General features: G+C 48.7%; 9 protein-coding genes and 1 pseudogene. All 10 read left to right on the top strand.

Translation table 11 applies throughout. The features are described from left to right. The first annotated feature begins 333 nt into the window (after nucleotides 1-333). Nucleotides 334-702 (top strand): cytochrome C oxidase subunit III, encoded by a 369-nt coding sequence (locus KH703_RS09845; protein ID WP_297942155.1) that lies wholly within the window; start codon nucleotides 334-336, stop codon nucleotides 700-702. After that, nucleotides 699-1970 (top strand): glutamate-1-semialdehyde 2,1-aminomutase, encoded by a 1272-nt coding sequence (gene hemL / locus KH703_RS09840; protein ID WP_304295719.1) that lies wholly within the window; start codon nucleotides 699-701, stop codon nucleotides 1968-1970. The genes KH703_RS09845 and hemL overlap by 4 nt, the downstream gene beginning before the upstream one ends. Before the next feature lie 31 nt (nucleotides 1971-2001). Next, nucleotides 2002-2298, top strand: a complete 297-nt coding sequence (locus KH703_RS09835; RefSeq protein WP_304295718.1) for an AtpZ/AtpI family protein — start codon at nucleotides 2002-2004, stop codon at nucleotides 2296-2298. Between the two features lie 11 nt (nucleotides 2299-2309). Further along, the gene (locus KH703_RS09830; RefSeq protein ID WP_304295717.1) at nucleotides 2310-3533 is read left to right on the top strand and encodes a hypothetical protein; all 1224 of its coding nucleotides are present in this window, start codon (nucleotides 2310-2312) and stop codon (nucleotides 3531-3533) included. Between the two features lie 352 nt (nucleotides 3534-3885). Then, nucleotides 3886-4938: pseudogene (locus KH703_RS09825) on the top strand (quinone-dependent dihydroorotate dehydrogenase); the annotation flags it as partial. A 990-nt stretch (nucleotides 4939-5928) separates the two neighbouring features. Beyond that, nucleotides 5929-7182, top strand: coding sequence for a pitrilysin family protein (locus tag KH703_RS09820; protein WP_304295715.1), 1254 nt, complete (start codon nucleotides 5929-5931; stop codon nucleotides 7180-7182). Further along, the gene (dapA, locus tag KH703_RS09815; protein WP_297880386.1) at nucleotides 7175-8071 is read left to right on the top strand and encodes a 4-hydroxy-tetrahydrodipicolinate synthase; all 897 of its coding nucleotides are present in this window, start codon (nucleotides 7175-7177) and stop codon (nucleotides 8069-8071) included. The genes KH703_RS09820 and dapA overlap by 8 nt, the downstream gene beginning before the upstream one ends. After that, the gene (locus KH703_RS09810; RefSeq protein ID WP_291937459.1) at nucleotides 8072-8851 is read left to right on the top strand and encodes an enoyl-ACP reductase; all 780 of its coding nucleotides are present in this window, start codon (nucleotides 8072-8074) and stop codon (nucleotides 8849-8851) included. Then, nucleotides 8848-9405, top strand: coding sequence for a CDP-diacylglycerol--glycerol-3-phosphate 3-phosphatidyltransferase (gene pgsA, locus KH703_RS09805; RefSeq protein WP_304295720.1), 558 nt, complete (start codon nucleotides 8848-8850; stop codon nucleotides 9403-9405). Before KH703_RS09810 ends, pgsA begins: the two co-directional genes overlap by 4 nt. 153 nt (nucleotides 9406-9558) lie before the next feature. Beyond that, nucleotides 9559-10479, top strand: a 921-nt coding sequence (locus tag KH703_RS09800; RefSeq protein WP_304295710.1) for a hypothetical protein, incomplete at its 3' end; no start/stop codon positions are given.

Genomic DNA, 10479 nt, shown 5'->3' with positions numbered 1-10479 from the left:
GAGTAAAAACCTAATCTTTAGCCTAGGAGGCAAGGGCTACATAGGTAAAACAAGAGGCGGGGCTATCAATGCAGGGTTTGAGATTATGTTTTAAATTTTAAGGGGCAAGGTACTTTCCTTGCCTCCTCTGTCACACTACCACAAAATTGATTAGAATTTATATTTTAAAAAATAACATATAAAATATAGCGTAGGCTTTTAAAATTTTAAAATTCTAGCCTCTCCTCCTCTCGCGCCGCTGTATTTGCTTTTAAGCTCAAAAATTATATCATTGCGCCAAATTTTTCAAAGCGAGCCGTTTAAAATTTAATGCAAAATTTATCAAAAAATCTAATGCGAAATCTACCTGCACTGGCCCTATTTTCGGGTATTTTGTGTGCCGATAGCTTCATCACCGACGAAGAATACGGCGCGATGCTGTATAAAAACCCCCGCGGCATCGGCTGCGACAAGTGCCACGGCGAAAAGGGCGAAGGCTCGCTGATCGCGACGTATAAAGAATTTAACCGCACCGCGGGCGCCTACTACGAGCGTGCCCTAAACGCGCCGCCGATTAATAATCTCTCGCTTCAGGAGCTCGCCGACGGGATCAGTAGCTCGCGCGACGTGATGCCGAGCTACTTTCTGACGCAAAACGAAATCATCATCATCTACAAATATATAAAATCGATAAATCAACCCAAAAAGAAGGAGAAAAAATGAATAATCACGATGAATTTTTAGCAGCACAAAAACTTATCCCAGGCGGCGTAGATTCGCCGGTGCGAGCATTCGGCAACGTAGGCGGCGAGCCTTTTATGGTAGATCGCGGCGAGGGCTCGTACATCTACGACGTCGAGGGCAAAAAATATCTCGACTTCGTGCAGAGCTGGGGTCCGCTCATCTTCGGTCACGCTGACGCTGACATAGAGCGCGCCGTCGTGCAAACCGCCAAAAAGGGGCTAAGCTTCGGCGCATCCAGTCCGCTTGAGACGCAGCTTGCTTCGCTGGTGCTAAAAAAATTCGATTTCCTAGATAAGATCCGCTTTACCAGCAGCGGCACGGAAGCTACGATGAGCGCGATCCGTCTTGCGCGCGCTTTTAGCGGACGGGATAAAATTTTAAAATTTGAGGGCTGCTACCACGGTCACAGCGACAGTCTGCTCGTCAAGGCGGGCAGCGGTGCAAGCACCTTCGGTAATGCAAGCAGCGCGGGCGTACCGCAGGACGTCGCAAAAAACACCTACCTAGCCAGATACAACGACATACAAAGCGTAAAGGACGTCCTAGCTCAAAACGACATCGGCACGATCATAATCGAGCCGATTGCGGGAAATATGGGCTTGGTGCCGGCGGATCCCGAATTTTTTACCGAGCTTCGCGCGCTGTGCGACGAGAAAAAGATCGTACTAATAATCGACGAGGTAATGAGCGGCTTTCGCGCAAGCGAGCTAGGCAGCTACGGCATCTACGGCGTCCGCGGCGATCTGGTAACCTTCGGCAAGGTCATCGGAGGCGGCATGAGCGTGGCGGCATTTGCGGGCAAGCGCGAAATCATGGATATGATAAGCCCGCTAGGAGCGGTGTATCAAGCAGGCACGCTAAGCGGAAACCCTGTCGCAATGGCTGCGGGCATCGCTAGCCTAAGTAAAATTTACGCTAGCAGCGGCCTTTACGAAAGGCTAGGCGAGCTGGCGCGTAGGCTTACGGATGGGCTTTGCGCCATAGCGCAGCGTCGCGGCATCGCGCTGCAAACCGCATGCGTAGGCTCGATGTTCGGCTACTTTTTCGCAGACGAAGAGGTACGCGACTACGACGGCGCCTTGCAGGCAGACACCGCGCGCTTTGCGAAATTTCACGGCGAGATGATTAAGCACGGCGTATTTTTGGCGCCTAGTCAGTTTGAGACGGGCTTTATCTGCTCTACGATGAACGAAACGCAGATCGACTTTGCGCTAAACGCCGCGGATGAAGCGATGGCGACGCTTTAAGGGCTGCATTTTAAAATTTTACGGATTTTTGATGAGAGTAACGAAAAATTTAAACAAAATCGTAAAGGGAGCCTGCGACATCAGCCTAGGCATCTCAATCGTCGTAGCGATCGGCATCGGCGTAGCGATCGGGCTTGGGCTGCGGCACCTCACGGACTCGCTGCTTTTATTATGGCTCGGCATCGCTATCGGCATCGCGGCGGCGTTTTTGAACGTTTACCGCGCGTGCAAGGCGCTAAATTTGAGCCTAAAGGAACTCGAGGACGATCCGAAATACAAGGCGGATCCGAAAAATTTCGACGATGACGAATTGGATGAGCGGGATTGAATAGGCGGTTTTTGCTCATATACTGCGCGCTAAACGCGGCGTTTGCCCTGCTCGGGCTAGCGCTTTGCGGTGCAGGATTTTTCGGCACGGGCTCTTTCGGCGTGCGGGCGCTTGCGTGGCTTCTTAGCTTGGAGGCTGGATTTTTAGGCGCATTCGGCGCGGTATATTTTTCGTTTCGCGCTTACCGCAACAAAATAGAAGATGAGCTCAGAGCCGGCAAATACGATGAAATTTTACGGCAAAGCTCTAAAAATTCCGCCGATTTTATAAGCGGCAAAACTTCCGCAAACGATACGAATTCTGCAAGCTGCGGCGGCAAAAACCGAGACGTCGCAAGCGGCGACGATAAAATTTTATACAGCGAAATTTGTGACGTCGAAAATTTAAAGAGCGAAAATTTTAGCAGCCTAAATTTAGGCGCCGAAATTTTAAACACTCAAAATTCTGAAGGCGCCGTAAATTTCACAAGCGGCGAGACCCGCATCGAAAACGGCAATAGCCGCGTTACGCACGACGAAACCGCCGCCGAGTGTACCGTAAACTCTACCGCTGATATAAATTTTACTCGCAGTTCAAATTTAGACGCCGAGTACGGCACAACCGCCGCTGGCGAGTGCGACGTAAATTCTACAAAGAGCGACGACAAAACCTCCGCTTGCGACGCGACCGCTTTAGGACATGCCGCCGATAAATTTAATATGAATGGCAGCGCGACTTGCAGCGACTTACACGGTGGTATAAGCGACAAAGCTAGCGATAGTTCGCAAGGCGGCATAGGCGAGCGTTGCGACGACTTGAAAAATGCATCGAGCAGCGATCTGGGCAGCGGCGTAGATAGTAGTAGCTGGAGCGGCGGTGCAGATAGTAGCAATCATAGCGATGGCGCAGATAGCGGCAATCGTGGCAGCGATGTAGATAGCAGCGAGTCGGGCGACGGTACGAGCGATTTTGGGGGTGGGATTGGCGGCACGCGCGACGGATCAAATCATGATCTCGACGGCGCGGGCGGCAGCGTCGATGATTGGGAGGGCGAGCTTGAGCGGAGCGAAGTTCGGAGCAATTTCGCTGGAGCGTTTTTCTCTCCGTTTAAAATTCTATCCTACGCGGCGCTCGTGGCGGCGATCTACCTGCTTGCCAAGCTGTCCTTGCTAAACCCGCTAGCGATTATCTTGGGCGTTACGATCATTCCTCTGGGCACGATGATCGTTGCTTTCGCTGACAAAGACGCGCGCTAAAGCTCAAACGGCGCGAGTGGACGCTTTAAATTTTAAAATTTAGCTTCAGCGGGATTGAGTCCAGATCGGCGCAGGATAAAATCGCGTACAACCCCTGCACCGCGAGCTGTGCCACGGATACCGCGCGTTTCGGCACGTACCAGGGCGAGCTAAATTTATAAAATTTACGCCGCGCATCTTTAGACTTCTGCGTAAATTTAAACCGCTCATTGCAAACCGTAGAAATTTTACCGGCATCTCTCGCATAATTCTAAAACTAAATTTAACCGCCGCAAATTGCAATTCAGCGCGAAATCCTTATCTATATTTAATTAAATTTTAGCTACCATTATGCAAAATTTGAGGAAAAATTATGAATTACGATACCTTGAAAAAAATCTTTTTTCGATTTGATCCAGAAACCGCTCACAAGATCGCAGAATTCGGACTTCGCGCGCTCTATGCGACTCCGGGCGGGCTTGAGGCTTTGGCAAAATTCGGCGTTTATAAAGATGAAATTTTAACTCAAAATATATGGAATTTAAGCTTCGATAACCCCGTAGGTATCGCGGGCGGATTCGACAAAAACGCCACGATGATCGCGCCGCTGGCCGCTCTTGGCTTCGGACACATCGATTTTGGCACCTTTACGCCGCGCCCTCAAAGCGGTAACGAAAAGCCGCGACTTTTTCGTCTCGTTAGCGAGCAGAGCATCCAAAACGCGATGGGCTTTAACAACGAAGGCGCCGATGTTATCGAGCGTCGCGTGCGAAAAATTTATCCTTTTAAAATCCCGATCGCCGCAAATATCGGCAAAAACAAAGCCACCTCGAACGAGGACGCGCTAAGCGATTACGAAGCCCTGGGCAGTAAATTTAACGGGCTGTGCGATTTTTTCATCATCAACGTAAGCTCACCGAACACTCCGAATCTGCGTGCTTTGCAAGAAAACAGCTTCATAAGCGAGCTGATCGGAGCGATGAAAAAAATCACGAACAGACCGCTCGTCTTAAAGCTGGCGCCCGATATGAGCGCGGATCAGGCGATCGCGCTGTGCGAGTGCGCGGTGCAAAGCGGCGCAAGCGGCATCATCATAAACAACACGAGCGTCGATTATTCGCTAAGTCCCAACGCTAGAGACTTCGGAGGCCTAAGCGGCAGACTGATCACCGAAAAATCGCGAAAGCTTTTCGCACAGGTCGCTCGCGAGCTCTTCGGCCGCACGATCCTAATCAGCTGCGGCGGCATAGACAGCGCGCAGGAGGCCTACGAGCGCATCAAATCGGGCGCGAGCCTGGTTCAAATTTTTACCGCCTTTATCTTCAAGGGTCCGTTCGTCGCAAAATCGATCAACGAGGGGTTAGCGGAGCTTTTACGCGCAGACGGCTTTAATAGCATCAGCAAGGCGGTTGGGGTAAATTTAAAAGATCGCGCGGGCGAAGGATACGGCACCAGAAGCGATCAGGCCAAAAACCTCGGCAACGGCGCGAACTTTGGCGCTTGCGAAGACAAAGACACGAACGCTAAAACGGATAAAATTTCAAACGCAGCCAAAGGCGAGGAAACGAGCGAAATTTCAAACGAGCCCAAAAGCAAGGATGCGGACGGAATTTTAAACGACGGCGAAAGCAAAATTTTAAGCACTCAAGCTGATGAAATTCTCACCGCTAAAACAGATGAAATTCCAACCGCTCAAACAAACTTAAACTCCGAAGTGGATGAAAATTCCGACGCTTCGGCGAATTTAAATGCTTTGATAAACACAGATACTGCGACAGATCAAAGTTTAGTTGAACAAGGCAGCATGCAGAGCGAGAATTCCGAAATTAAAAGCGCAAAGCGAATTGGTGCAGAGAGCAAGAATTTAGAGGCTAAAAGCACAAAGCAAGGCAGCGCTGATCAGAAGCAGGATAAAATTTCAAAAACTACCTCCAAAAGCGGCATAACCTCCAAACGCGGTAAAATTTCAAAAGATGCTACGCAAAAAGGTACCGCCCAAAAAGATACTGCGAAGGATGATGACGCCCTACGGAAGAACGTCGTGCAGGATAACAACGCCTCGCAGCAGAAGGGTGCCGAAGCAAAAAATCTCTCGAAAAGCGATGCAAAAAGCGAGAATTTAGAGATCAAAAACGCAAAACAAAGCGGCGCGGCGAGCAAAACCGCAAAAACTAAAACCGCGCAGAAAAATATAACCGCAACTAAAGCCGCGCCAAAAAACGACACAGAAAGCAAAAATTCTAAAACTAAAGCCGCACCAAAAAGCAGCGCGGAAAGCAAAAGCTTAAAAGCCAAAAACGCAAAGCAAAGCGGCGCAAAAACTAAAAATGCCGAGGCTAAAGAGACCAAAGAAGCGAGCGGCTCCCAAGACGCAGAGCAAAACTCAAGCAAAAAAATGAAAGGCTAAAAAAGATTAATGTTTCCGAAATTTAAGAAAATCACGCTGCAAAACGGGCTTCAAATTTATCACATCCCGATGAATAAAGGCAGCGGCGTCATCAGCGTGGACGTGTTTTACAACGTCGGCTCGCACGACGAGACGATGGGCAAAAGCGGCATCGCGCACATGCTGGAGCATCTAAATTTTAAATCCACGAAAAATCGCAAAGCAGGCGAGTTCGACGCGATCGTAAAGGGATTCGGCGGCGTGAACAACGCAAGCACGGGCTTTGATTACACGCATTACTTCATCAAGTGCGCGAGCTCAAATTTAGAGGTCTGCTTGGATCTTTACGCCGACATAATGCAAAATTTAAGCCTCAAAGACAAAGAATTTCAGCCCGAGCGCAAGGTCGTGCTTGAAGAGCGGCTGTGGCGCACCGATAACGATCCGTTCGGATATCTATTTTTCAGACTCTACAACGCCGCGTTTTTGTATCACCCGTATCACTGGACGCCGATCGGCTTTCGCAAGGACATCGAAAACTGGAGCATCAAAGATATCAAAGAATTTCACGCTAAATTTTATCAGCCGCAAAACGCCGTGCTGCTGATCACCGGCGACATCGGCGAAAAGGCGGCGTTTGATGCGGCTAAAAAATACTTCGCTCCGGTAAAAAACAAGAGCGAAATTCCGCGCCTTCACTGCACCGAGCCTACGCAAGACGGCGAGAAGCTTAGCGTTATTTACAAAAACAGCGAGGCGCAGATCGTTGCAGTCGCCTTTAAAATTCCGCCGTTTAACCATCCTGACGCCGCGGCGATCAAAGCGATGGATATATATCTTAGCGGCGGCAAGAGCTCGCTTTTGCAGCGCGTGCTGGTCGATGAGAAAAAGCTCGCCAATCAGATCAACATCTACGATATGAGCGGTAAGGATGAGAATTTATTTATAGTCTTTGCCGTTTGCAACCAAGGCGTAAGCGGCGAGACGCTGAGAGATGAAATTTTAGCGCTGATCGAAAAAGCCAAAAAAGCTAAAATAAGCGACGACGATATGCTAAAGATCAAAAACACCCTAAGTAGCGATCTGATCTACTCCCTCGACAGCGCTAGCAAGGTAGCGCAGATGTACGGCAGCTACATCGTCCGCGGCGATCTGGACGCGCTATTTAGGCTGGAGCGCGAGATCAAAAGCCTGGATAAAAACGCGGTTAAAAAAGCGATGAAGACCTATCTAAGTCTCAAAAATTCCACGAGCATTATCTTACGAAAGGAAAACGATGAATAAAAATGTCATAATCGGCTCTATGACGGCGCTGATCACGCCTTTTAAAGAGGGCAAACTGGACGAGCAGACCTACTCCAAGCTCATCAAAAGACAGATCGCAAACGGCATAAGCGCGGTCGTGCCCGTCGGTACCACGGGCGAGAGCGCGACGCTGACGCACGATGAGCATCGCGTCTGTATCGAGATCGCCGTAGATGCGTGCAAGGGCACGGACGTCAAGGTGCTAGCAGGCGCGGGCAGCAATGCAACTCACGAAGCGATCGGGCTAGCGCAGTTTGCGCAGGCTCACGGCGCGGACGGAATTTTATCCGTAGCGCCCTACTACAACAAACCCACCCAAAAGGGGCTGTATCTGCACTACAAAGCGATCGCGAGCTCGGTAGATCTGCCCGTGCTACTATATAATGTCCCCGGTCGCACCGGCTGCGACATAGCCGCAGATACGATCATCAAGCTTTTTAACGACTGCGAAAACATCTACGGCGTCAAAGAAGCTAGCGGCAGCATCGATAAATGCGTAGATCTACTCGCGCACGAGCCACGCCTTAGCGTGCTTAGCGGCGAGGATGCGATCAACTATCCGATCCTAAGCAACGGCGGCAAGGGCGTGATCTCCGTTACGGCAAATTTACTGCCCGATTACACGGCGAGACTAACGAAATTTGCGCTGCAAAATGAGTTTTTAAAAGCCAAGCAGATCAACGACGATCTCTACGCGATCAATAAAATTTTATTCTGCGAGAGCAATCCGATCCCGATCAAAGCGGCGATGTATATTGCAGGCCTAACGCCGAGTTTAGAGTACCGCTTGCCGCTTTGCGAGCCTAGCGCGGAAAACCTCAAAAAAATAGAAAACGTAATGAAACAATACACTATCAAAGGATTTTAATTGACGAACGAATTTAAAGGAAAAACGCTAGTTATCAGCGGCGGCACGAGAGGCATAGGCAGGGCGATAGTTTTGGAATTCGCAGCTGCGGGGGCAAATATCGCTTTTACGTATAATTCCAACGAGGAGCTAGCGACTTCGCAAGCAGCCGATCTTGAGAAGGCTTACGGCATCAAGGCGCGCGCTTATGCGCTCAATATCTTGGAGCCCGAGACCTACAAGGAGCTCTTTGCTAAGATCGACGAAGATTTTGCGCGAGTGGATTTTTTCATCTCAAACGCCATCATCTCGGGTCGCGCGGTCGCGGGCGGATACACTAAATTTATGAGGCTAAAGCCGCGCGGCATCAATAATATCTTTACCGCGACGGTAAATGCCTTCGTCGTGGGCGCGCAAGAAGCCGCAAAACGTATGGAAGCGGTAGGCGGCGGCTCGATCATCTCGCTTAGCTCCACTGGAAATTTAGTCTATATCGAAAACTACGCGGGCCACGGCACGGCAAAAGCCGCCGTCGAGGCGATGGCGCGCTACGCCGCGACCGAACTCGGCGAGAAAAATATCCGCGTAAACGTCGTTAGCGGCGGGCCGATCGAGACGGACGCACTGCGAGCCTTTACCAACTACGAAGAGGTACGCGATAAAACCGCCGAGCTTAGCCCGCTAGGACGCATGGGGCAGCCGGAGGATTTGGCTGGAGCATGTTTATTTCTATGCTCGAGCAAAGCTAGCTGGGTGACGGGGCACACCTTCATCGTCGACGGCGGAACGACCTTTAAATAATGCTAAATTTACCCAATATTTTAGCGAGCTTTCGCGTTGCGCTGGCGCCGCTGTTTTTTTGGCTGATCCTACTAGCCGGCCATGCGAACGGCGGCATGGTAGGCTCGGTGCATGTCAGCTGGATCGATTATTTCGCCGCGCTCGTATTCGTTATCGCCTCCGTCACGGACTTTTTTGACGGATATATCGCGCGCTCTTGGAACCAGAAGACCAAACTAGGCGCCATCATCGATCCGCTCGCCGATAAGATGCTGACGCTTGCGGGCTTTTTGGGGCTTATGTTTATCGGGCGCGCTAGCCCGTGGGCGATCTACTTAATCCTAATCCGCGAGTTTTTTATCACTGGCCTTCGAGTTGCTATGGCGGGCGACGGCGTAGAGGTCGCCGCGTCGATGGCGGGCAAGGTAAAAACAGTCTTTCAGATGATCGCTATCGGCTGGCTAACGATGCAGTGGCCATATGCAAACGCCCTACTCTGGATCGCAGTTACGCTGACGCTATATTCGGGCTTTGAATACGTCGCGGCGTATGCAAAGGCTACGAAAAAGAGTTAGAGTTTGGTTTAAATTTGGAATAAAACTTGAACCAAATGAAATATGATGGATCACAAATTATGCGATCTTATCCTTGGGTGTATGTAGGATAAAAATCTACGTGCCGCTCATTAGATTAATAGTAATATATAGGCAAAATTAAGGAAAATTGTTATGATGTATGGGACTTCGAGAGTTAGCGAAGATGTAATTAGGCAAAATGCTGGAGCGTTACTAAAATTTCAAGATTCAAAATATGCTAAAAGTGGTGTCGGACAAATAACTACGTTTAATGAACTTGGTTTTAGCGGGGTTAATAAAAAGCCCGACGGTTGGTATTTTCCGCACGATATAAACGAAGTCGCTATAATTTTAGAGACCAAAGCCTATGAGCCGAATTCAAATCTGGATCAAAATTTACCGCAACTTCAAGAATATATAAACATAACAAGAAGCAAATACAATCAAGTAATAGGTATTTTATACAATGGCAACGAAGCGATAATTTATAAAAACGATAAATTTTATAGAGAAGATAGTGAGCTTTTTAGCAAAGATTACTATCTTAAGCTATTTACTCAGAGCAATATAGATAAGCCTAAAATTTACTCATGTACCAAATCAATAAATGATAACCTACATATAAATTTTGGCATCAACAACCTAAAGCATAGGATGATTTTTACGGCTTGTGCTTTGGTAGCCGATAGAAAAGGCGCAAATTTAGCCGGTCTTAAAGGGCGCGATTTCGCAACGCTACAAAGCGAAATCATAAAAACTCTCGAAAGCTCGTATAGTGAACAAAAGGCGTTAAATTTAAAGCTAGACATCATAAAAGAGCAGTTTAATCTAATCAGTTTTAACTATACAAAAAATCAAAAAGCGATTGATAGCTTTATCGACGATGTCGTTTCGATTTCAGGCTATATAAAAGCCGAAAGTTGGAACGGTAAAGACGTTATGGGAATTTTCTTTAACGAATTTACTCGCTATAAGGGCAAGAGTGAAGCGGGTCAAGTTTTTACGCCGGATCATATTACAAGCCTAATGTATCGTATCGCGAACGTTAGCTACAAAGATAAAATTTTAGACGCA

This window comes from Campylobacter gracilis (assembly GCF_018374135.1).
In the GTDB taxonomy this organism is placed as follows: domain Bacteria; phylum Campylobacterota; class Campylobacteria; order Campylobacterales; family Campylobacteraceae; genus Campylobacter_B; species Campylobacter_B gracilis_A.
This window is presented reverse-complemented; position numbering and strand designations above follow the sequence as displayed.